General features: G+C 46.2%; 24 protein-coding genes. 5 read left to right on the top strand and 19 right to left on the bottom strand.

All coding sequences use genetic code 11. The features are described from left to right. Positions 1-40: 40 nt before the first annotated feature. The 6 genes from AAA939_RS02280 to AAA939_RS02255 form a co-directional block, all read right to left on the bottom strand. Entirely contained in the window at positions 41-694 is a 654-nt protein-coding gene (locus tag AAA939_RS02280; RefSeq protein WP_338209851.1) for a TetR/AcrR family transcriptional regulator, read from the bottom strand. Positions 695-792: 98 nt separating this feature from the next. Next, complete coding sequence (locus AAA939_RS02275) at positions 793-2,007, bottom strand: ABC transporter permease (RefSeq protein WP_338209849.1); 1,215 nt, start codon at positions 2,005-2,007, stop codon at positions 793-795. After that, positions 2,007-2,729, bottom strand: coding sequence for an ABC transporter ATP-binding protein (locus AAA939_RS02270; RefSeq protein ID WP_338209848.1), 723 nt, complete (start codon positions 2,727-2,729; stop codon positions 2,007-2,009). The genes AAA939_RS02275 and AAA939_RS02270 overlap by 1 nt, the downstream gene beginning before the upstream one ends. 218 nt (positions 2,730-2,947) lie before the next feature. Then, positions 2,948-3,724, bottom strand: coding sequence for an ABC transporter permease (locus AAA939_RS02265; protein WP_338209847.1), 777 nt, complete (start codon positions 3,722-3,724; stop codon positions 2,948-2,950). Continuing rightward, positions 3,717-4,427: an ATP-binding cassette domain-containing protein gene (locus tag AAA939_RS02260; protein ID WP_338209846.1), complete on the bottom strand. Its 711-nt coding sequence runs from the start codon at positions 4,425-4,427 to the stop codon at positions 3,717-3,719. Before AAA939_RS02260 ends, AAA939_RS02265 begins: the two co-directional genes overlap by 8 nt. Next, positions 4,405-4,794: a GntR family transcriptional regulator gene (locus AAA939_RS02255; protein ID WP_338209844.1), complete on the bottom strand. Its 390-nt coding sequence runs from the start codon at positions 4,792-4,794 to the stop codon at positions 4,405-4,407. The genes AAA939_RS02260 and AAA939_RS02255 overlap by 23 nt, the downstream gene beginning before the upstream one ends. Before the next feature lie 157 nt (positions 4,795-4,951). Between AAA939_RS02255 and AAA939_RS02250 the strand changes: the two genes are divergently transcribed. Continuing rightward, positions 4,952-5,236, top strand: a complete 285-nt coding sequence (locus AAA939_RS02250; protein WP_338209842.1) for a bacteriocin immunity family protein — start codon at positions 4,952-4,954, stop codon at positions 5,234-5,236. 57 nt (positions 5,237-5,293) lie between these two features. Here AAA939_RS02250 and AAA939_RS02245 read toward each other — a convergent pair whose 3' ends face one another. Beyond that, entirely contained in the window at positions 5,294-6,217 is a 924-nt protein-coding gene (locus tag AAA939_RS02245) for an alpha/beta hydrolase (RefSeq protein ID WP_338209840.1), read from the bottom strand. 132 nt (positions 6,218-6,349) lie between these two features. On the opposite strand from AAA939_RS02245, the gene AAA939_RS02240 reads away from it, so the two are divergent. Genes AAA939_RS02240 through AAA939_RS02230 form a run of 3 tightly spaced genes read left to right on the top strand, consistent with a single transcriptional unit; the run spans position 6,350 to position 9,446 of the window. Further along, positions 6,350-8,152 carry a M3 family oligoendopeptidase gene (locus AAA939_RS02240; protein WP_338209839.1) on the top strand — a complete coding sequence of 601 codons (1,803 nt, stop codon included), beginning with the start codon at positions 6,350-6,352 and terminating at the stop codon, positions 8,150-8,152. A 17-nt stretch (positions 8,153-8,169) separates the two neighbouring features. Beyond that, complete coding sequence (locus tag AAA939_RS02235) at positions 8,170-8,586, top strand: helix-turn-helix domain-containing protein (RefSeq protein WP_338209838.1); 417 nt, start codon at positions 8,170-8,172, stop codon at positions 8,584-8,586. An 8-nt stretch (positions 8,587-8,594) separates the two neighbouring features. Next, positions 8,595-9,446, top strand: coding sequence for an SAM-dependent methyltransferase (locus tag AAA939_RS02230; protein ID WP_338209836.1), 852 nt, complete (start codon positions 8,595-8,597; stop codon positions 9,444-9,446). A 61-nt stretch (positions 9,447-9,507) separates the two neighbouring features. Here AAA939_RS02230 and AAA939_RS02225 read toward each other — a convergent pair whose 3' ends face one another. From AAA939_RS02225 to AAA939_RS02200, 6 genes are all read right to left on the bottom strand, one after another. Continuing rightward, on the bottom strand, positions 9,508-10,023 hold the full coding sequence (locus AAA939_RS02225) for a DapH/DapD/GlmU-related protein (protein ID WP_338209834.1): 516 nt from the start codon (positions 10,021-10,023) through the stop codon (positions 9,508-9,510). A gap of 318 nt (positions 10,024-10,341) precedes the next feature. Next, on the bottom strand, positions 10,342-11,127 hold the full coding sequence (locus AAA939_RS02220) for an alpha/beta fold hydrolase (RefSeq protein WP_338209832.1): 786 nt from the start codon (positions 11,125-11,127) through the stop codon (positions 10,342-10,344). A gap of 115 nt (positions 11,128-11,242) precedes the next feature. After that, positions 11,243-11,563, bottom strand: a complete 321-nt coding sequence (locus AAA939_RS02215) for a thioredoxin family protein (protein WP_057708000.1) — start codon at positions 11,561-11,563, stop codon at positions 11,243-11,245. Positions 11,564-11,631: 68 nt separating this feature from the next. Then, positions 11,632-12,753, bottom strand: coding sequence for an aminotransferase class I/II-fold pyridoxal phosphate-dependent enzyme (locus AAA939_RS02210; RefSeq protein WP_338209830.1), 1,122 nt, complete (start codon positions 12,751-12,753; stop codon positions 11,632-11,634). Between the two features lie 127 nt (positions 12,754-12,880). After that, on the bottom strand, positions 12,881-13,021 hold the full coding sequence (locus tag AAA939_RS02205) for a hypothetical protein (RefSeq protein ID WP_338209829.1): 141 nt from the start codon (positions 13,019-13,021) through the stop codon (positions 12,881-12,883). A gap of 123 nt (positions 13,022-13,144) precedes the next feature. After that, entirely contained in the window at positions 13,145-13,834 is a 690-nt protein-coding gene (locus tag AAA939_RS02200) for a hypothetical protein (protein WP_338209828.1), read from the bottom strand. A gap of 198 nt (positions 13,835-14,032) precedes the next feature. Here AAA939_RS02200 and AAA939_RS02195 point away from each other — a divergent pair, with 198 nt between their 5' ends. Then, positions 14,033-14,470: a MerR family transcriptional regulator gene (locus AAA939_RS02195; RefSeq protein ID WP_338209827.1), complete on the top strand. Its 438-nt coding sequence runs from the start codon at positions 14,033-14,035 to the stop codon at positions 14,468-14,470. A 72-nt stretch (positions 14,471-14,542) separates the two neighbouring features. On the opposite strand, the gene AAA939_RS02190 is transcribed toward AAA939_RS02195, so the two are convergent. The 6 genes from AAA939_RS02190 to AAA939_RS02165 all read right to left on the bottom strand — a co-directional run bounded on the left by AAA939_RS02190 (position 14,543) and on the right by AAA939_RS02165 (position 20,856). Beyond that, entirely contained in the window at positions 14,543-14,857 is a 315-nt protein-coding gene (locus AAA939_RS02190; protein WP_338209825.1) for a hypothetical protein, read from the bottom strand. A 172-nt stretch (positions 14,858-15,029) separates the two neighbouring features. Continuing rightward, entirely contained in the window at positions 15,030-15,632 is a 603-nt protein-coding gene (locus AAA939_RS02185) for a hypothetical protein (RefSeq protein ID WP_338209823.1), read from the bottom strand. A 492-nt stretch (positions 15,633-16,124) separates the two neighbouring features. Next, the gene (locus tag AAA939_RS02180) at positions 16,125-16,574 is read right to left on the bottom strand and encodes a hypothetical protein (protein ID WP_338209821.1); all 450 of its coding nucleotides are present in this window, start codon (positions 16,572-16,574) and stop codon (positions 16,125-16,127) included. Positions 16,575-16,586: 12 nt separating this feature from the next. After that, a complete protein-coding gene (locus AAA939_RS02175; protein WP_338209819.1) occupies positions 16,587-16,970 on the bottom strand; it encodes a hypothetical protein in 384 nt (127 codons plus the stop codon). Positions 16,971-16,983: 13 nt separating this feature from the next. Next, complete coding sequence (locus tag AAA939_RS02170; protein WP_338209817.1) at positions 16,984-17,997, bottom strand: lipoate--protein ligase; 1,014 nt, start codon at positions 17,995-17,997, stop codon at positions 16,984-16,986. Between the two features lie 492 nt (positions 17,998-18,489). Next, positions 18,490-20,856 (bottom strand): SH3 domain-containing protein, encoded by a 2,367-nt coding sequence (locus AAA939_RS02165; protein ID WP_338230454.1) that lies wholly within the window; start codon positions 20,854-20,856, stop codon positions 18,490-18,492. Between the last annotated feature and the right edge of the window lie 336 nt (positions 20,857-21,192).

Genomic DNA, 21,192 nt, shown 5'->3' with positions numbered 1-21,192 from the left:
ATAAGGATTCAGAAATTTCAAAATTTCTGAATCCTTATTTTTATTTAACGGGGGTTAACCCACGCATTAAGACTTCCACCGCTTCCTGACTAGCTTTATCAGCGTCAAAGTCAGCCGTTGGTGCGAAGAAGACCTGTGGGAAGACGTAGCTACCAAGAATGCCAACCAAATAACGAATGATGCGCATATTTGGCCAATCTACCAATTCACCACGATCTTTAAATTGCTGTAGCACCTCGCCGACCTGCCCATTCACGACCGCTTCCACCTTACCCGACAGGTCCGTAATAATTTTAGGATTACGCAGAATTTCTTGGGCAAAAACCCTAATCTGTTGCCGATTTTCAACCGCAAACGTCATCCGGTCCCGAATGGCATACTGTAAAAAGGACTTTAAATCGACTAAATTATTGGTCTTGAGTTCATCGAGAAATTCAGTCGCCACCATCGGTACTACGTGGGCTATAATCGGATCTAAGATGGCTTTTAAAATTCCCTCTTTAGTCTTAAATTGCTTGAAGACCGTCCCTTCTGAAACGCCGGCAGCCTTAGCAATCTCACTAGTGCTCGTCCGGTCAAAGCCCTGCTCAGCGAATAAATTCAGACTGACTTGCAAGACCGCCTGTTGCTTAGCGGACAGGTCCGACTCCCGCAACGTCTTTTTAAATAAAGTTTCAACATTATTGACTTGCATCCAAATCCCTCACGTTCATTTTACCCTTTCGTCCAGTATACGGCATGCTGGCAACCACGCCAACCAACAATCTACCGTGATACTTTTCAAACCAATGCTTAAACTTTCCGATACCGTTTTAATCCTACAATGTTTAAGAACGTTAAGACGACTAGGAAAATCAACAGGATACCAATATCAAAGCCTAAATCAAAGATTGAGGTCCCACGCATAATAATATCGCTAACGGCATCACCAGCGTATTTGATTGGAATAATGTAAGAAATATCCTTAACCCAAGCCGCCATTGAATCCAACGGAATAATCCCGGAGAAGAAAACTTGCGGCACGATTACTAATGGAATGAACTGCATCATTTGAAATTCGGAGTTGGCGAAAGTAGATAACAAAATTCCAAAAGCCAACGCGACTAACGCTAAAATTAAGTTAATGACGATCACACTCGCCATATTTCCCACAACTTCAATTCCGAGCATCCAAACAGTGACTAAAACAATTAAAATCGTTTGAATGATTGCTAAGACGCCATAGCTCAACATGTACCCAAAGACGATGGAAGCACGTCTAACCGGCGTTGCTAACAACCGATCTAAAGTTCCAGTCGTCCGTTCTTTTAATAGGGCCATCCCAGAAATCAAGAAAACGAAGAAGAACACGAAGAAGCCCATTAAGATTGGCAACATCTTAGCAAAATAACCCGTGTCCTTGTTACCATAAACGTAGTGGTTCGTAATCTTAGGGGACTTTTGACTAGTTGACTTAGTCGCGGTCGTCGTGGAAGTGGCTTTCGTCGAAGCTGCCTGCTTAGCCGCTACTGCACTGCCACCGGCCTTAGCCGTGGCCGCTGCTTGTTGTTTTTGAATGGCTTGCAACTGAGCCTGCATCTTAACCGTTGCCTTAGTGCTCTTCTTCAAAGCTGACTTCAACTGGTTAATGCTCGTTGCGGTCAACGCATTCTTAAAGGCTAATTTCACGGTCGCCGTCTTTGTCGAGTCCGTATTAGCATACGTTAAGCTGTAATTGTTGCCATTTTTCTTAACGATTGCATCAATATTTTCTTTAGCCAACGCCTTTTTAGCGGCGCTCTTAGTGTCATACGTTTTCACAGTGACATGCTTAATATCATCCATCTGTTTATTTAAACTGTGGCTGACTGAGACGGTCCCAACAGTCACATCAGTTGATGAATTGGTATTAAAAATAACACTCATCAGTAACATAATTAAAATTGGTGCGATAAACATCAAGGCTAACGTCCGCTTGTCACGGAAGAGTTCCTTCAGCACCCGGTTCATAATTGCAATTGTTCGCATTATTCAACACCCTCCGCCTTCAAAAAGACATCTTCAATCGTTGCCACTTGATATTGTTGTTCCAGAGCAGTCGGCGCATCAAACGCCATCACTTTACCATCCAATAACAAGGCCACCCGTCCACACAATTCCGCTTCATCCATCACATGGGTCGTAATCAAAATACTGCGACCTTCATCACGAATCCGACCAAGTTCAGCCCAAATCTGTCGCCGCAAAGCGGGATCAATCCCAACGGTTGGTTCATCTAAAATTAACAAGTCGGGCTTTCCCATCAGCGCAATCGCTAAGGATAACCGGCGCATCATCCCACCAGAATACCCAGCAACCCGCTTATCCAAGTCCTTAGTCAGATCAACGACTTTCGCCACGTAGTCAACTTCTGACTTAATGTCTTGCTTAGCGATGCCCTTCATCAGACCGTAAAACTTCAAATTTTCACGTCCAGATAACGCGTCGTATAACGCATCCGTTTGGGCCATGTACCCGATGCGGCCAAGTAATTCCCGGTTAGGCATCGTTGTATCAAAAACTTTGGCCGAACCGCCACTAGCGACTTCCATTCCTAGCGTTACCTTAATAACGGTCGATTTGCCGGCCCCTGATGGTCCAATCAGCCCAACAATTTCACCCGGGTTAACCGTTAAATTAATATCTTTTAAAACCGTTTGATTACCAAACTTCTTGGCCAGATGTTGTAAATCAATAATTGCTCGTGCCATACGATTGCCTCCCAATAAATTCAATCTGTTTACTTTTGTTATTTCATAAGTGAGTGAGTGGTTACTTACTAACAAAATCTATTATAGTGAGTTGTCACTCATTGTCAATCTTTTTATCAACATTTATTTTTAGCGCCAACAAAAAAGCAGCAACTAAACGCGCCATTAAGCGAATTTAGTTACTGCTAACAAGTACAATATTCTAATAACTGCCGGTACTAATCTAATTTAGGTTCGACCCATTTTGAAAGAATCCAGACGTTTAGCGCCCCTTCAATTAAGGTCACAATCACCATAACGGCGATGCCTACCCACATGTTATCAATCACACCGCCATTGATTGCCTGACTCGAAAGGAAGCTAAGCCCACCAATTAAGGCGCTAACAAGCCGAATCGCAATTGCCATGACAATGATGTAAATAATCACATTCACGACGTTCTGACGAAACCGTGGTAAGAAGCTGCTGGCAGCGTTCGTCACAAAGTGAACCAAACTGATCGTACTCCAAATTAGTAAGAGCGACAGGATTCCGACCACGATCGCTGTCAATCCAAATTGGACTAAATTGACCTCACTATTCAGCTGGCCGAGCCCTTCTGGTACGCCGTTAAAAACTTTTTCCAAACTATTGTGACCAATCAGGAGCGTTATGCCAAACAGAATGCCTTGAACTAACCACAAGTAGATTTGGTTAGCCAATGACGCTCCTAGGTTAAGCAAATAAAGCTTCCAGTCGCTGATAGGAATTAACCGGTACGTTTCCGTCATGGTCGTCCGCTCATTTTTAACAGCTAACATGACTAGGCTAACCACTAAAGGAATCATCATAAACCCGCAGAGCGTAAAGAACGGCGTATAGGCGTGGAAGTCACCCCTAATAGCCTGCCAAAGGCCTGAAATGACGAGCATCAACAGTTCAAACGCCACCACCCAGTTCATTAAGACAAACCGTGGCCAACTTAATTTCTTAAACAACGCCCAACTCTTAGTCATTGTCAGTCCCCCCTTCGTATAATTGCTCATAGTACGTTTCAATATCCATATGCTTGTGATCCCGAATCGTCTCAGTTGCTTCATGCACCGCAATCGTTTGATCCTTAACCACGACGATTTCATCTAAGATGGGCGCAATTTCTGAAACGTAATGGTCACTCACTAGTAGCGTTGCCGTGTCTGGTAACCAGCGAATAATACTATTAATGATCTTCTTACGACTCATACTGTCGATGCCACTAAATGGTTCATCCAGTAAGTACAGGTCAACTTGGCGACTTAACGTCAAGGCAATGATCAATTTTTCGCGGGTCCCTTTTGATAAGGCGGCTAATTTTTGCTGCCCATCTAAGCCTAAAAACTGTGCCAATTCCTGATAACGCTGACTGTCAAAATCCGGATAAACCGCAGCGTAAAACTGTTCAATGCGACTAATTTTTTGACTAGGTGAAAAGCCCTTCAAGTGATCCGTAAAACTAACGTGCTGCTTACGGCCAACCGGTGTACTGGTTCCACTGACCGTAATAGTACCGGACCCCTTCGCACTTCCAGTGATTAACCGCATCAAAGTCGTCTTGCCGGCACCGTTTGCACCTAGTAAGCCGACCACTTTTCCACCCGCCAGCGTCAACTGCACATCATGCAAAATATGACGCTGATTACGGTTATATTTTAAATTTTCAATCGTTAATATGGCTGTCATCTTGATTTCCCCTTTGCTGGACGTACTGTTGAACGCTGGTGATAATCTCATCATCGCTCAAATTTAAAGCGTGGAGCTCGTGATAAACCGTTACGAGCTGGTCTTGTACCAATTGTTGCTTCAACGTCGCTATTTTTTGTTGGTCCTCGGTCACAAAGTTTCCGCGACCCCGCTGTGAAACTAAGAACCCTTCCTCAATCATCGTACCGAGTGCCCGTTGGACCGTATTCACGTTTACCGTGAGATCTAGCGCCAACTGCCGAACTGCGGGAAGCTGATCACCCGGCTTTAACTTGCCCGTCACCATTTCATGGTAGATGACTTGCTTAATCTGTAAATAAATTGGGACTTTATCGTCAAATTCCACTGACTTCCGCCTCCCTAGTGTTCTATTTAACTATTACAATATAACACTAGTTCAATTTTTGCGCAATCAAAAAATCATCGTCTTCCGTGACAGCGCTTTCATTTCTGACTTGATTGTTTCCCAGACAGCGCTATACTGGCACTAAGGGGATGAGCACATGCTTAAAAATGAAAATGCGATTGCTTTGACCACTGCGATTGACGTTGCCTACAACGATTCCGCAGTTCAAGCAGTCCCAGAATTGGTTCAGCTATTATCAAAAGCAGCTCAAGCTCTCGACTGTGTGGCTGATCACCACCAAGTCGCTAGTCAACTCAATCACGACTTAGCCACTTGGGGACGCGCCCACACTAGCGGTCCCGCAGCTTTAGATGCGCTCTACTTGGAAACGCTCAAAGATAGTACCGGATTGGCCTATCAAATGCCTTACCAACAAGCGTAATAATGATTGACCTAAAAAGGTTCGGTCCACTGATATCAGTGAGCCGAACCTTTTTAGTTAATTCACGTATTGGGCTAAGAAACTAGCCACGTGCTGTTTATAGTTTTGATAATTTTGGGTAATCGCCGTTGTGTGCCCAGCACCCTTAACGAGCCACAATTCTTTGGGCTGGTGCGCGTTGCGATACAACATTTTACCCATCCGGGGTGGCACAAAGTCGTCCTTAGTTCCACTAATAATCATAATCGGTAACCGGTTCTTTTTGATTGCGGCGACCGCGTCAGCTTCTCTGAAGTTATAGCCCGCGCGCAACTGGGTCACCATGCTCGTCACGTCAACTAATGGGAAGGCCGGCAGATGATACATCTGCTTGGCTTGGTAACTGATGATGGCTTGCGCACTCGTAAAGGGACTGTCGACCACGTACGCCTTAATTTTGGGAACCTGGTGCTCACCACTAGCCATGGTCATTCCGGCTGCGCCCATACTAATGCCACTCATCACGATCTGCGTCGTCTGGGTACGCTTAACGACCGTCTTAGCCCACTGCAGATCATCGCGACGTTCCAGCCAGCCGTAACCCACGGCCTGCCCCTGACTATCACCGGACGCCCGGGAATCGGGAACCAGCACATTGTAGCCCAGCTCGTGATACATTCCCGCCCAAGCGCCCATCAAGGATTTATTTCCCGCAAAGCCGTGGGCCAAAACGACCGTTTTACGCGCGTCTTTTTTGGGAACGTACCAAGCGACTAACTTTAAATGGTCGGGCGTTTCAATTTTCCAAGTTTGTTTTTTAGCGTGTAAGTACCAATATTTTTCTCGGTAGACCGCACTCTTTTTCGATAAACGCGTGCTCTGAGTAATGAATCCTTTATCACCACGGGCAATCGCCACGTGATAAAAATAACTGCCGGCACCAATCAGGCCACCACCAACGATAACGATGATAATACCTAACGTTATCCACAACTTTTTCACTTGTGCTTCCCCACTTTCATCCTTAAATGAAGATTCACGAATTTACAACGTGATATTCGATGAATTTTCGCCACACCCATAATAATAACGTTTATAATTAAAGATAACTAGACCAGATTAGGGGGTCCAAAAATGCATTATTCAGAAACATGGGATTTAGACCAAATTTTTCCGGGTGGTATCACCTCACCGAAGCTTCAAGCGAAAATCACCAAAATTACGCAGCAACTCGCTGAAGCTAGAACCGCGCTGACTAATTGGCGCACTGACGCTGACACACCCGACAACGACTGGTTCGTTCTCATCGTTAATGACTTACAAAAGATTCAAGCTGGCCTTGCCCAGTGCGAAGTTTTCGTTGTTGCGGTCCAATCCGCCGACGCTAAAAACACTCAGGCCGGGACCATCTTAAACCAACTCTATCAACTCGATAACCAGTTAGATAACCTGCTGAATCGGTTCAAAAAGGGATTGGTTAATCTTGACGACTCAACGTTCAAAGCCATTTTAACGCAACCAGCATTAAAAGCCGTTGCCTTCAATCTAACAGAGATGCGTGAGCAGGGGCGTGATCTCTTAGCTGATTCAACTGAGGCACTGATCAATAACTTGTCCTTAGACGGTTTTCAGGCTTGGAGTGACCACTACGATACCCTTGTTAATCAGCTCAAGATCAACTATACCGACGAACACGGGCAGACCCACCAATTGTCTGCCGGCCAGGCCCAAAACATGCTGGCAGCGGCGATGCCTAATGCGCAACGCGCCCAGTTAATGCAAAATTGGGAAGCCACCTGGCAAGCAAACGCCGCCCCCTTCGCGGATACCTTGAACCACTTGGCTGGCTTCCGGCTGACCAACTATCAAGCACACGGCCTGACGAACTTTTTGCAAAAACCGCTGGAACTTAACCGCATGAGCCAAGCGACCCTCGATGCGATGTATCAGGTCGTAGCTGAAGATAAGGGCTTGCTGCTGCACTACCTCCAACGTAAAGCAGCGTTGTTGGGTAAATCACAACTTGATTGGCAAGACGTGGAAGCCCCACTCGACTTGGGCGGCCAGCCCACTAGTCAAACTTATGACCAAGCGGCTGACTTCGTGATTACGAACTTCCAGAAGTTTAGTCCTAAGATGGCCCATCTCGCTAAGTACGCCCTCGAGCATCGCTGGGTTGAAGCGGAGAATCGCCCCAACAAGCGGCCCGGCGGTTACATGGACAACTTGCCGGAAACCCAAGAATCACGCATCTTTATGACCTTCACGGGCTCGCCAAATGATACCGCAACGTTGGCCCACGAACTAGGTCATGCTTTTCACGCTGACGTTATCAAAGACTTGCCTCTCTGGCGGCAGGATTACGCGATGAACGTTGCCGAAACCGCATCGACTTTTTCAGAGTTAATCGTGGCGGACGCCAGTGTCAAAGCGGCTCACGATCCTAAAACTAAGTTACAACTATTGGATACTAAAATGCAGAATCCATTGGCGATGTTCTTAGATATTCGGGCGCGCTTCCTCTTTGAGACCCGCTTTTACGACGCACGCAAACGGGGAATTGTCACCCCTGACGAGTTATCCGCGCTGATGCTCGCTGCACAAAAGGAAGCTTACGGGAACGCCTTAACCACTTACCACCCAATGTTTTGGGCTAGCAAGTTGCATTTCTACCTTTCAGACGTGCCATTCTACAACTTCCCGTACACGTTTGGTTATTTATTTAGCCTCGGAATCTACGCCCAAGCTAAGCAGCAGCCCGACTTTGAGGAGCGCTACATTGCGTTACTTCGCGATACTGCCAACATGACTACTGAAGAACTCGCGCAAAAACACCTCGGAGTCGATTTAACTAAACCGGCCTTTTGGCAAGCGGGGGTTGCACTCATCAAACGCGATATCGATGAATTTATGGCGTTATCCGCGCCACTACTATAAGAAATGGAAGTGATCACATGTTTCCTGAACGTTTAAGAGCCCTCCGACGGGGACAAAAAATGACGCTGGCTGAATTGGCCACCGCCTTAAATGAACAACCCGACGCCGACATTACGACCCGTCAAAATACGGCGGCCCAAATTGGGAACTGGGAACGGAATTTACGGACCCCTTCCTACTTGGAAGTTCGCAAGTTAGCCGAGTATTTTAACGTCACAACGGATTACCTATCTGGTCGCGCCGATCAAGAAGAATACGATCTCGGTCGCATCTTTCTCTCCGGTAAACCACTGACTTTTAACGCTGAAAAGCTCACCAGTGAAGACCGTTACGAGCTATTTCAGCTGATGAACGGTTATCTTCACGGTCGCCAACAACGTCCAGCGCCCGATACGACCGGGCAAGAAGAACTGGACCTTCACTTTGATGATTAGGAGTTTACATGAATCCCAAAAAATTAAAACAATTAAAAAAGCGGGTTAAACAACAAGCCACCCCGCCTTACATTGAACAGATGCAACGCTACCGAACGCTTTTCAAAGACGATCCTAAGATTTTAGTCATGATCAATAACGTTTTGGAAAGTGACCGGTTGTTAGCGGCCGGCCTGCCCCCGCAACAACTGCCCGTCCTACAAGTGCCGGACCACTTCCAAGACGAGCTCTTTGCCCGGATCAATCAGAGCTACGCCATCGGGGACCCTGCCGGCGACGCTGAATGGGAACGCCTTTCTGACGCCCTTCCAAAAGTGGATAAGTTATTGCGCGACTTTCGGGACTACGTCGAGGATAAATATGGTATGTGGGCTTATATCAGTGCCCCGTTCTTAAAAGATTTGGCTGATTTTGTCGGGGACGCCCCCGTTTTGGAAGTGATGGCTGGTAACGGCTACGTTTCTAAAGGACTCCGCCGTTTGCATCCTTCCCAGACCATCTACACGACGGATTCTAAAGCTTGGACGCACGAAGCCAATAATCAGACCGGCCGTCAGCCAGTGACCGCCATCGAGCCGTTAGATGCCATCAGTGCCTTTAAAAAATACGCCGAACAAGTTAAATACGTCATCATGGCGTGGTCACCGGATAAATTGACCATTGATTGGGAGCTGCTACAAGCCATTCGGGCTAGTGAAACTGACATCACGTTGATTTGTATCGGTGAAAAGTACGGGGCCACGGGTTCCAAGCAATTTTGGGATCACGCGGATTATCAATCCGGCGAGGCCGTTGAACAACTTAACCGCCACTACCGGCCATTCGACCTGATTCACGACCAAGTGTATCTCATTCATTAGTTCATAGTAAAAAACGTGCCACAGAAATCAAAATTCTGTGGCACGTTTTTTACATTCTAAGTTATAACGTTTTAATGACCCGGGCAGGAACCCCTGCCACTACGGTATTGGCCGCCACGGATTTAGTCACAACGGCACCGGCGCCCACGATGGCGTTTTCACCAATGGTCACCCCCGGCAAGATCAAAGCCTTGGCGCCGATCCAGGCACGTTTTTCCACCTGAATGGGTTTCAAGTCCAAATCGTGGCGATGTTCCGGATCAGATTGATGATTGACCGTAATTAGGCTGGCGCCGGGACCAATCAAGACATCGTCGGCCAGAGTGATGCCACCCAAATCGGTAAACATCACGTTATTGCTAACGTAGACCCGTTTTCCCATTTTGATATTAGCACCAAAGTCGGTATAAAACGGTAGTCGAATCTCGACCGACTCGTCTAACGATTGCCCCGTAATCTCACTCACCAGCGCTCGTGTTTCCGCGACATCGTGTGGCTGGTCATTGAGTTTCTGAACGAGCCGTTGATTACGTATTGACCGTTGATGTCGCTGCGCATCTATTTGTGGTGCAAACATGTTTGTCCATCCCCTATAAGTTTTGAATTCAGTATAAGGGGCACCCGTAACAATGTAAAATGCCTATCTTTCATAGGAATCAATAGCTTTTTAGTATGAAGAGAGTGGGCCAAAAGGCGGCTAGCTTGCGAGCATTAACGTGAAATCAGCGATTATTCCTGGGTTTGGAATAGTTGCTGATTTCGGGTTAAGCGGAACAAACTGCCTTTTGGTCCACGTTTCAACCATAGCAATAGGAAAAGCCAACCAGAAATTTTCCTGATTGACTTTTTGAGTTTTGTCCCTAACTCGTTATTAAAAAAAATTTTTAATGTCAACTTAATCCAACAAATGCGTCGCCAAAAAATCAACGGCCGCTTCATGCATCCGATGAGGCACGTGATGCACGCCACCATCCGCACGTTTAAACACCGTCTGTGCTAAGGCAGCGTCATCTTGATACCGTTTCTGAAAATCAGCCACGTACTTATACGGCACCATCTGATCCGCCGTCCCGTTAAAGAAGAACATCGGGCGACCGTTCAACCGGTCCACGTGTTGTGACAGGTCAAATTGGCCAATCTGATCATAGGTTTTCATTAACAGGTCCGCTGGTAATTGGGATTTTAACTCGGCCGGGATCTGCGCCACTTGGTCCTTCGCAAAAGCGACTGGTTCCGGTGACCCAATTAGGGAAATGCCAGCCATAACGCTGGCCTGAGTGGCCATGATGCCGGCAGCGGTAATGCCACCCATAGACGTCCCCATCACACCGACCTTTTCAGGGTCGGTAATGCCCGCGTTCACCAGTGCATCGACCAATTTGGGAAACTCTGCGACTGAGTGGCCAACAATTGACCAAAAATGTTCTGGGTGTCGATCTAAGTCAACACCATCGTTACGACTGCCATGCAGGTAAGCCGTGGGTAAAATCACGCGAAAGCCGCGCCGCACTAAATCATAACTTGCGACCAATTCAGACGACGTCTGCGTTGTCCACCCGTGATAGTCAATAACGGTTGGTAGCTTAGTTTGGGCCTGACTAGCCGCAAACACGTGTAATACCGGTAAATCCGCAATTTTCGTGGTCCGAACGATCACGTCTTCAAATACATTGGTTGTCATGTTTATCACCATTTTCAAGATTAATAGTTCATATTTTAGCAGAGAACGACTCGCAAACCAATCAAAAAACGTTAATTACCGGTTCGCTTCCCGATAATTAACGCTTTGTTAAACCTTACTTTTCTAAGGTATCTAAGAAATCTTCAACTTGTTTCTGGGTCTTACGGAACTTGTCGACGTAACGACCAGTTTCTTGACCATCTTCAATACCGACAAAACTAGGAATCCCCATGACACCCATATCTTGTGCGATTTCAATATTAGCATCGCGGTCAACCGTGATCCAATCATATTGATCATATTTAGCTTCGATTTGAGGCATCACTGGCTTGATAAAGGCGCAATCCGGGCACCAATCCGCCGTGAAAAATAACATGTGTTTGCCAGTTTTAATGCGTTCGCGGATTTCCGCGTCACTTAAAGTTGCTGTTGCCATTTCAATGCCTCCAATTTAATTATTAACCATAGTTTAACACATACTAAAAGTAAGTAAAGTGTTTTGGCTTACTTTTGTGCTTTTTCAAGCGCCTGCTGTAAATCGGCCTGAAGGTCCGCTACGTTTTCAATTCCGACCGACAGCCGTAATAAGTTCGCTGTAATGCCCTTAGCCGCCCGTTGTTCTGGACTTAGATCCGCGTGCGTCTGAACCGCTGGCACCGTGACCAAACTCTCGACACCACCTAAGCTTTCGGCAAATGAGACGACCTTTAATGCTTGCAAGAACTGATCAACATCGGTCCCCGCCGCTAAGTAAAAGCTGATCATGCCGCCCCGTCCAGGGTACAAGACCCGTTCCACGTACTGATTAGCCGTTAAAAATTTGACCAGTGCCTGCGCATTCGCTTCGTGTTGGTGTAAGCGGAGCGGCAACGTCTTAAGACTTCTTAATAGTAGCCACGCATCGAACGGATCAAGCACGGCCCCCGTTGTAACTAGGTTAAATTCTAATTGCTTGGCGTCTTCTTGATGCTTAGCAACTACCGCGCCCGCTAAAATATCGTTATGCCCAGCAAGGTACTTTGTCGCTGAATGAACCACGATATCGGCGCCTAAATCGAGGGGTTTTTGAATTAGCGGCGTGTAAAAAGTGTTATCCACAATGAGCTTAATGTGGTGTGCGTGCGTTGTCGCCGCGGTTTTTTGAAGATCGATGACCTTCATCGTGGGATTGGAAGGTGTTTCTAACCAGAGTGCGGCCGTCTGCTCGTCAATCAACGCCGCTAGTTCACTCTGATCCTGTCCATCCCAAACCGCAAACGTTAAATGGTAGTGATCGTGTAACAAGTCAAAGAACCGGTAAGAGCCACCGTACAAATCATCTGAAATAATAATTTTATCCCCACTATGAAATAGCGTAAAGACTAGTTGAATAGCGGCCATCCCGGAAGTCAATGCGTAAGCCGCTACCCCGTGTTCCATTTGTGCTAGCGTTGCTTCCAACACGCCACGTGTCGGTTGCGCTTCCCTTGGATAATCAAACCCCGTCGACTGCCCTAATCCAGCATGCCGGTACGCGGTGGACAAGTAAATCGGGGCAGAAATCGCCCCCGTTTTGACGTCATCCGTTCGATTTCCAGCTTGTGCTAACAACGTTTCAATGTGCCATTTTTCATTAGAATTTGTCATATCAATCACCCTCGCTCAGTTTTCTCTTATGTTTTTTAGTTCATTAAAATCGGCTCAGCCAATCTCCGGCTACACAAAAAAAGCCCCCGTCCTTCATGGGACGACGGCTTCGTGTGACCACCCAAGTTCAATAACGGGTCACCCCGCTAAACTCACTAAGTTGTTTCCAACTTACTGGGGTATCGGCCAGTGCCGCTAGCGCAGCCCAACGACCGCCACTAGGCATTCCGAGTTCATCTTCGCAAAAATATAACCGACCGTTTTCCACTTAACACGGCTCCCTGTACGATTATCTTTAAGCTACTCTTCTCATCAACATGTATTTTAATTATATTCTCATTCTACTCTAATCATAAATAAGGCGTCAAGCCAGACCACTGCTTTATTTTCATTATTGATCATAATGTTCTAACGCCGCCGCACGAATCAACGTCCACGCACTGTTGGTCTGAAATTGGGTCGGGTGAACGGCCTCTTTACTTAAGGCTTCCGCGTCGTTGGCGAGCTGCCACGCCCGCGAACGCCCACCAGCATGGCACGCATCCAATGCGTTTGCTTGGTCTAATAAATACTGCAGTAAGGTTGTTAAGGGTTTAGGCGATGCTACTAATTGTAGCGACGTGACTTGCGCAGCCATCAACCAGCATCGCGCTTGATCCGCCAACCCCCGTAAGCGAACTGCGCTGGAGTGATAACTGGCCGTTTCAGTTTTGAGGGCCTGAACCGTTAAACTCAATAAGGCCGCCGCTACGTTAATTAACGATGTGTGTTCCAACACGGCTAGATCACCTACCAAGTACCATTGCCGACGCAGTCCCGGTATGATTTGAACGCCTTGCTGGCTGACGACTTGGGCAATCTGATCGAGTAACCGCGAATAAGCCGTATGGGCTAACCGGTCACTCAACGCCGCCAACGTTTCCTGTGGATAAATCTCACACGTCTCGTCATCCGGGTCCCAGACCAGTAAGTCGTAATCCGCACTACTCTGAACCGTCGCTACGGCCGCTGTGGGATCTAGTTGCCACGTTTCCGCTGGTTCGAAATCATGCCCCGTCAGTTGTACTGTGTATTTACGCACCGTTATCCCTCCCTCAAGTTTACAGCCCAGCTTAACACCTTACGGTAACTGTAAGGCAACCTAAAAAGCTCAACCTTTTTTACTATTCATACGGGCAAATCTGTTTACAAGCAAAGTATTGATGATTAGACTAACAATAACGATTCAATTTAAATTGACAATCAAAAGGTTGATTGACACCTTTAGGAGGAACTAAAATTGTCCTATACAATTCAAGAAGTTGCTAAAAAAATGGCAATTTCTACTTACAGTATCCGGTACTACCATGACCATGGCATGCTCCCCTTCGTCAAGCGTGACGAAAACAACAACCGGGTCTTTGAAGACGTCGATCTCGAATGGTTAAACCTGATTATTTGCCTGCGTTCAACTGGGATGCCCGTCGAACGGATCCAACACTACTTAAAGCTTGTTCAGGAAGGTGAACAGACAGTTCCTGAACGCTATGAAATGATGAAAGTCCAGCAGCGTCGGACCTTAGACGAGATCAATGATCTCCAAAATCATCTCAAAACCATCAATCACAAGGTCGATCACTACGCTGACGTTTTGATTAACCATAAAGTCGATACGATTGTGCCTTCCAATATGGAAGAAGCTGAAAAACACGAAGTTTACCAGGAAAATCCGTCGTAAATTTAAGCATTCAAAAAGGACTTGAGAACGTTCACTGACGTTACTCAAGTCCTTTTCTAATTTACATCTAGCTTAGAAATGAATGTACTTAATAATCACGAGGAAGTACACCAATATAACTACCGCGAGTCCGAGCGTTTCTAGTAAGGCAATCCACTGACCACCCGCAGTTCGGCCCCGTGGTCCAAAACACAAGTAACCCCCACCACACAATACAGCTAGCGTGCCAAGGTCTAAGCCCCAACTATGATTGAACATATAAACAAACGGGCCAATAATGGCTGCAACTAAGGCGACCCACTTAAAAATAACTAGAATTCGGCGTCCGAGACGCTTATCTTTTTCATCATATATTTCATGTTTAACTTTCTTTTTCTCCGTTGCCATTCCAACGCACCTCAATTTCACGTTCAATTAGATTAACCATTCTAGTATGCCGTAATTAGAGGTACTTTTCAAGAAGGCGCTTACCGGAACTCGTTACAAAGAACGTCCCGGATATGTGGGACGTTCTGATTGCCGAAGGACTCATTAACCTCAAAGAGCCTTCACGATTTCTTTAATTAGACGGACTGGTTGCGACCACGCGCCAAGTGCTACCGTTTGAAAGGGATTGTTGTTCCAAGCTTCCCTGCGCGTTAACACGGAACCGACCAGCCAAGTGATCCGCTTCAGTACTACTATTTTCATAAACGTCAACGTAAACTAAACCTGACCGCTGATATTGTTGGAAAAGAAAATCATCTTTAGTGACACTAGCACCTTGGTACTGCTTCTCAACTTGTGCCCAGGCCCAATTATTGACCTGCGTCGTTGTTAAATTACGCCCAGCCGTTGAACTGGTCGCCGTAGTACCGGATTGTGACGAACTCGTCGCAGCCGTTGAAGCCGACTTACTAGAGGCAGTGGTTGTGGATTTACTTTCACTACTAGTACTTTCCCCACTGCTAGTCTTGGACTTTTCCGTGCTACTACTATCATTGGCTTTTGAACTATCTTTTTCAGCCGCAGCCTTGCTGCTAGCTTTACTACTAGTCACAACCGATGAGCTCACCGCTGACTGTGTCGAAGACACATGGTCACTCTTAGGCCAGAGATACGCACCGCCACCTATAACAGCGAGGCCAGCGACCACGATACTGCTAACTAACACCTTTTTCATAACTAATCAACTCCCCAAAAATTAATAGTTTTGATGCTAACTTAACAATACGCTACCTGTGGTCATTTTACCAACGATTACCTGAGTTAAACAAAAAACTTAACATTTCAGTACAACAAAAAAAGCGTCCGAAAATTAATCCGAACGCTTCATCACGGCACTGGTAAACCAGTGGGGGTGACATTCCACAATATCAGTGACCCAAGCACTCTGAAATACGTCAGAGAAACGTGCCCCGCTATCAATAATTAGTCACTAGCCGCTCGCGCGGAACTTCCATTGCTGGAAATCTGACTTTATCGACTCATCGCATTCACTACCCTATCATCTTTGGTCACCAATTGCAAGCTAATCAAAAAAATCGCCACCTCATTAACACGCGGCTAATTGGGTGACGACCATCAGGCACAATGATTTGGCTTGGCTCCATATCATGAAGCTATCATACCGAATCACTGTAAAGATATCATTGATATTTTGTAAAACTTTCACCTAGGCATCCGCTTCGGTGATTTGGTTTAATCGTTCCATTTGTGAGTCAAGCCACGTTGTCAATAACTTGGCAGCGCCGTCCTGATCAGCCAAGACGTCATCGGCCGTACCGAGCTCATCAATTCGTAATCCTGAAGGCAATGCTTCCGATTCCGCAATCATGTATAGCCGGATTGGCATCGTTTTGTCAGCATCCGTTACTTTGCCGATTTCCGTCAAGTTAGCCAAAGGAAGGTTAATGACACTCGTCTCTAAGCGAAAGCTCACAGCGGGCTCGTGAGTGGTCGTCAGCGTTGCCTGTGCAAGCTGATCAGCGGCCACATCCTTCAAAAAGTTCGTCAGCCACGGTTGCACTTGCTTCGTCAACGTCTCATATTTTCCTTCCAAAGTCGTTACACTAAGCTTCTCAGCAGTGACATCATCAATAAATGCTTGTACGTTTCGTTGCATGTTATCCCTCGTTTAGTTAGTTTTATGTCGCCAGCGTGTCAATAAGACGAGCGTGTAGAAGTTAATCCCCAACCCAATCGCGCCAATGACTTCCAATAACAACTTAATTTCCATTCCAGCCGTACTTTGATACCCCGACATTAGGGCGTTGACTAGCCCCAATGAGTAAATCAGGATAACGATTCCGAGGACGTAAAAACCGAGCATTCGGTTTAAATACACGGCTAAAATTCCCACAAAATAGAGGACTAACGCAATTAAGAGTCCCTGCCACATTTCTGGTAAAGAAATTAGTTTAGCTTGTAAGTGAAAATGGCTGGTCGACATCATCCAATTGACGATACCGTAACAAAAAAAGGAAACAAACGCAAATGCGACTAAGCGAGTCAGTTTCAACAAATCACTCCCGTTATTGGGCGATTAAATCAATAATGTCTGTCCGGGGAATACCGGTAAAGTACTGGTTCAAATCAAGCGCTGCCAACTTTTCAGCAATCACATCATGATCATACCGGACTCCGGTCAACGCCTCTTCGACGTCGTGGACATCCCCACTACCGAAGAAATCACCGTAAAATTTTATGTTCTGAATACGCCCATCGTGCACTGACAAGCGGGCATCAATTGTCCCCATGTCAAAATGCTTACGGCGCTTGACGGAGAATTCGGGTGATTTTCCGTAAACCCAATCCCAATTAGCATAATAGTCTTCGTAAATTTTATCAATAGCCTTTTGTTGTTCAGGCGCGACGTGGTATTCCTTATCAGCAATCTGATCGAGTGAATCCACGTGGAAAAGTTCTTTCAATAAAGCATCTTGAAATTCTGGAACGGTGATTGCTTGATACTCAGGCGCCAAGTACGGCCGCAAATTGGTAACCCGACTCCGAACGGACTTAATGCCCTTTGACGCAATTTTATCGGTTGGAACAGTCAAAGCTTGGGGGACAACGTCTAAGTCCACGTTGAGCATCAACGTCCCGTGTGAGAACGTCTTGCCATTTCTGGAATACATCGCATTGCCAGAGAATTTCTTACCGTCAACTAATAGGTCATTACGTCCGCTGACCGTCGCAGTGGTTGCGCCCATGTCGTGCAAGGCATCAATGATTGGCTTCGTAAACGTCTTAAAATCACCAAATTCTTGGCTATCACTATCAACGACAAAGCTAAAGCAAAGGTTACCAAGGTCTTGGTACACCGCACCCCCACCAGACAATCGCCGGGTCACTTGAATGTGATGGTCACGCACATAGTCCGCGTTAATTTCTTCCAACGTATTTTGATTACGCCCAACAATAATGCAAGGTTCTTCGTAATAAAACAAAACTAACGGTTCATCAAAATCAACATTGTTCATTAAATACTGTTCGGTGGCTAAGTTGCGACCGATTTCGTGATCCTTCATTGCAACGTAATACATAGACTCAGCTCCTCAGCTTTAAATTACCCTAATCATACAACAAGGCATAAAAAAGGACCCACAATGTGAGCCCCGTTTTGGAAGAATCATTCAAAATTTCGTGTGGAATTCTTCATTCCTCAAACACCATTGATCCACAATCCACATCCATGAACGTTCTGATTGGCGGCAACCCGCTCTCCGTGGATAATCCGTGCCATCAATAGATGGAGTTTGGCCAGCCAGTTATCCGAAATTAGCGGAAACGCTGTATACTGCACTAGCTATCACTTGACGGGTTTGTTACAACAATAGGGTAACGTTTGATACTGACCTGAGATTCTTCCGATAAGCCCAATATAGCACACAATGTAAGCGATTGCAATGACGGTCAAAAAACAACCCGGCCAGCACATGCCAACCAGGTTGTCTGAAGTTAATGGCGGTCGTAATCGCCATCTATTTTACTACCTAAATTATAAAACCACCGGACGGATAAGACAACTTACTTGCTTACCGGATAACTGCAACATAGTGGATTGCACCACTACGGCTCAAGTATCGTAACCAAGTGTATCCTTCGGCTTTAACGGTACCGTCATAATAGACGACGTCACCCGTGAAATATTCACCGACAATTCCTGCCCGCGTCGTTGGTGCCGTGCGAATATTAGTCGTTGTGGTAAACCGGAAACTGCCCTTTTGTGGCGTAATCCGATCTGCCTGACTCGTTACCGCACCGACCTCAACGTAGTGGCTAGCACCAGAATAAGATTGATACCGTAACCAGGTCTGACCATTAGCGGTGACCTTAGCATTGTAATAAACCGTGTCACCAGCGTAATACGTTCCAACCGTTGCTGAATTGCGATCTGCCGCATTCTTAATGGCGGTCGTTTGCGTAAAGTGGTAAGCCCCCGTTGCGGGTGTCACTACGGCTTGACTAAGGTTGGGGCCAACGTTGGCTGGCGTGACTTGAACATAGTGCGTTGCACCTGAATAAGCAACGTAGCGTAACCAAGTTTGACCACCGACCGTGACTTTAGCATTGTAATAAACGCGTTCGCCCGCACCGTAAGTGCCAACCGTGTTGGAATTGTTATCCGCCGCACTCTTAATTGCCGTGTTTTGTGTAAATTGGTAATATCCCGAAACGTTTTGGACTTCTGGCTTTGGTGCTGCAACCACGTCATCCCCACTGGTTGCCACGTAATGCGTCGCACCAGAGTAAGAAACGTAGCGTAACCAAGTCAGCCCATCAGCTTGCACGGTGCCATTATAGTTAACCTTTTGCCCTGCGTCATAGTGTCCAGCAATCGCCGCACCCTTTGAAGCACCGTTACGAATATTAGTATTAACCGTAAAGGTGTATGAACCGGTGCTTGGTACCGGATTGCTTGGCGTCGTTGGTGCAACTGGACCTGGAGCTGGTGCCGGCGCAGGTGCTGGAGTGGCGTCCTTAATCATGACATAATGGTTCATGCCCGAATAAGATAAGTATTGTAGCCACGTTTGCCCATTTGTGTTCACTTTAGCGTTGTAATAAACGGAGTCGCCCGCCTCGTAGGTTCCCACTACGGCCGAATTCTTATCGGTCGTGTTGTGAATAGGCGTTGCTTGTGTAAACGTATAACGCCCACTTTCAGGTGTAACTTGACCCTGGTTGCCATTATTTTGACCAGGCTGACCGCCTAGTGCTTCGCTATCCCAATCTTGTAAATAATTGCTGTGAATGATGCTGATTAATTGACTAGCATAATGTGGGTCCGTTGCGTAACCATCTTGTTGTAATAACGCTGTTACACGCCGATAATCCGTGACGCCTAATAAGTTCTTGTAACGTGGATTTTCAACCAAGAAGGCCCCGTGATCTTCAACACTAGCTGACCAATTTGGATACTTCCGGAAGGCAGCTCTGACCGTAATGTATTGATGGCCATCCCATTCTTGCGTATAAAAGTCAATCGATTGGCCGTGGTATGAGCCTTTGATGCCAAACAGGTTATTCCCGTCTTGCGCTAATCTTGAACCACCCCAGCCACTTTCCAAAATCGCTTGGGCAGCGGTAACTGAAGGTAACACTTGATATTTATGCCAACCTGCAATAGCGCCAGCTTTAATTTCATCTAAAAAATATTGCTGTGGACTGACCCGGGCCGTCACCCGATCAGCTTCAGCCACAAAAACTTCTGGTTGTGGTGCTGGCTTAGCGGCCGCTGGTGCCGTAACCAAAGTTTCAGCTTCTGGTACTACCGCATGACTGGCAACACTAGCGACGGCGCTTTCAGTTGCCACGGCACTGTTTGCATTTGCCACACTAGCAGCACTGGCTGCGACGCTAGCTGCTGTACTTGCCGCTGCGCTTGCTTCCTTACTTGCCTTTTCACTAGCCGCTGTACTTACCGCTGCGGCACTAGCCGCCGTGCTTGCTGTGGCGCTCGCTGCTAAGCTTTCAGCGTTGTTAGCCAAACTAGTTGGTGCCGAAGCTTTAATTTGAGTATCGCTACCAGCAGCTGCCTCTGATTTACTTACGGAACTGGAACTAACCTGACTAGCTGGCGTCTCTGCACTAGTTGCAGGCTTTGCGCTACTTGCACTGGTTGCACTAGTTCCCTCAGCACTTTTGGCAACGTTCGACTGTGTTTCGCTAGTAGCTTGACTACTTGCTTGTGAACCAGTCGTTTGCTGGCCTAGCGTAGTGGTTACAAGACGTGTTTGGTTGGCCGTTCCAGTAGCCGTGGATTCATGAGTTGTTTCTGTTACCGGCTCAACCGTTTCTTGATTATTTACCGGTTTAGTCGTCGTATCCGCTTTACTGAGCATCGCTGGCAGTAAGGCAGTGCTTAACATAAGAGAAGCAACAATTTTAGTCATTCCCATTTTCAATTCTAAGTCCCCAAACTTTCTGTAAAATCTGACTTTCCCAACAACAGTTAACTTTAAAACCCAAACCTGTTAAACCCTTTTTAGTACAATCCCTAAACTACACCGTTATGGTATCATTCTAACTTATCATCTTCAAACCACATATTTACATATTGTTTTATTTATATTACATTTTTTACATTTGTTAACACCGTGTCTATAATGTCATTAGCTAAAAATTAATATCATCCGTTTATCGGTTTATTGATATTCTAAAAATATGCGCTTATTAGTAAGAAATCAGCTAGTTTCTTTATATAATTTATTTGATATAATCGATTTTAAAAATAT

The organism is Lactiplantibacillus paraxiangfangensis, from assembly GCF_036246185.1.
In the GTDB taxonomy this organism is placed as follows: Bacteria; Bacillota; Bacilli; order Lactobacillales; family Lactobacillaceae; genus Lactiplantibacillus; species Lactiplantibacillus paraxiangfangensis.
Note: the sequence above shows the minus strand (reverse complement) of the source record. Positions and strands in the feature narration are given on the sequence as shown.

What these genes read in the sequence shown, in the direction of transcription:
- AAA939_RS02280 (WP_338209851.1), bottom strand. Translation starts at nt 694, where the DNA reads ATGCAAGTCAATAATGTTGAAACTTTATTTAAAAAGACGTTGCGGGAG.
- AAA939_RS02275 (WP_338209849.1), bottom strand. Translation starts at nt 2,007, where the DNA reads ATGCGAACAATTGCAATTATGAACCGGGTGCTGAAGGAACTCTTCCGT.
- AAA939_RS02270 (WP_338209848.1), bottom strand. Translation starts at nt 2,729, where the DNA reads ATGGCACGAGCAATTATTGATTTACAACATCTGGCCAAGAAGTTTGGT.
- AAA939_RS02265 (WP_338209847.1), bottom strand. Translation starts at nt 3,724, where the DNA reads ATGACTAAGAGTTGGGCGTTGTTTAAGAAATTAAGTTGGCCACGGTTT.
- AAA939_RS02260 (WP_338209846.1), bottom strand. Translation starts at nt 4,427, where the DNA reads ATGACAGCCATATTAACGATTGAAAATTTAAAATATAACCGTAATCAG.
- AAA939_RS02250 (WP_338209842.1), top strand. Translation starts at nt 4,952, where the DNA reads ATGCTTAAAAATGAAAATGCGATTGCTTTGACCACTGCGATTGACGTT.
- AAA939_RS02240 (WP_338209839.1), top strand. Translation starts at nt 6,350, where the DNA reads ATGCATTATTCAGAAACATGGGATTTAGACCAAATTTTTCCGGGTGGT.
- AAA939_RS02235 (WP_338209838.1), top strand. Translation starts at nt 8,170, where the DNA reads ATGTTTCCTGAACGTTTAAGAGCCCTCCGACGGGGACAAAAAATGACG.
- AAA939_RS02230 (WP_338209836.1), top strand. Translation starts at nt 8,595, where the DNA reads ATGAATCCCAAAAAATTAAAACAATTAAAAAAGCGGGTTAAACAACAA.
- AAA939_RS02225 (WP_338209834.1), bottom strand. Translation starts at nt 10,023, where the DNA reads ATGTTTGCACCACAAATAGATGCGCAGCGACATCAACGGTCAATACGT.
- AAA939_RS02220 (WP_338209832.1), bottom strand. Translation starts at nt 11,127, where the DNA reads ATGACAACCAATGTATTTGAAGACGTGATCGTTCGGACCACGAAAATT.
- AAA939_RS02215 (WP_057708000.1), bottom strand. Translation starts at nt 11,563, where the DNA reads ATGGCAACAGCAACTTTAAGTGACGCGGAAATCCGCGAACGCATTAAA.
- AAA939_RS02210 (WP_338209830.1), bottom strand. Translation starts at nt 12,753, where the DNA reads ATGACAAATTCTAATGAAAAATGGCACATTGAAACGTTGTTAGCACAA.
- AAA939_RS02190 (WP_338209825.1), bottom strand. Translation starts at nt 14,857, where the DNA reads ATGGCAACGGAGAAAAAGAAAGTTAAACATGAAATATATGATGAAAAA.
- AAA939_RS02185 (WP_338209823.1), bottom strand. Translation starts at nt 15,632, where the DNA reads ATGAAAAAGGTGTTAGTTAGCAGTATCGTGGTCGCTGGCCTCGCTGTT.
- AAA939_RS02180 (WP_338209821.1), bottom strand. Translation starts at nt 16,574, where the DNA reads ATGCAACGAAACGTACAAGCATTTATTGATGATGTCACTGCTGAGAAG.
- AAA939_RS02170 (WP_338209817.1), bottom strand. Translation starts at nt 17,997, where the DNA reads ATGTATTACGTTGCAATGAAGGATCACGAAATCGGTCGCAACTTAGCC.
- AAA939_RS02165 (WP_338230454.1), bottom strand. Translation starts at nt 20,856, where the DNA reads ATGGGAATGACTAAAATTGTTGCTTCTCTTATGTTAAGCACTGCCTTA.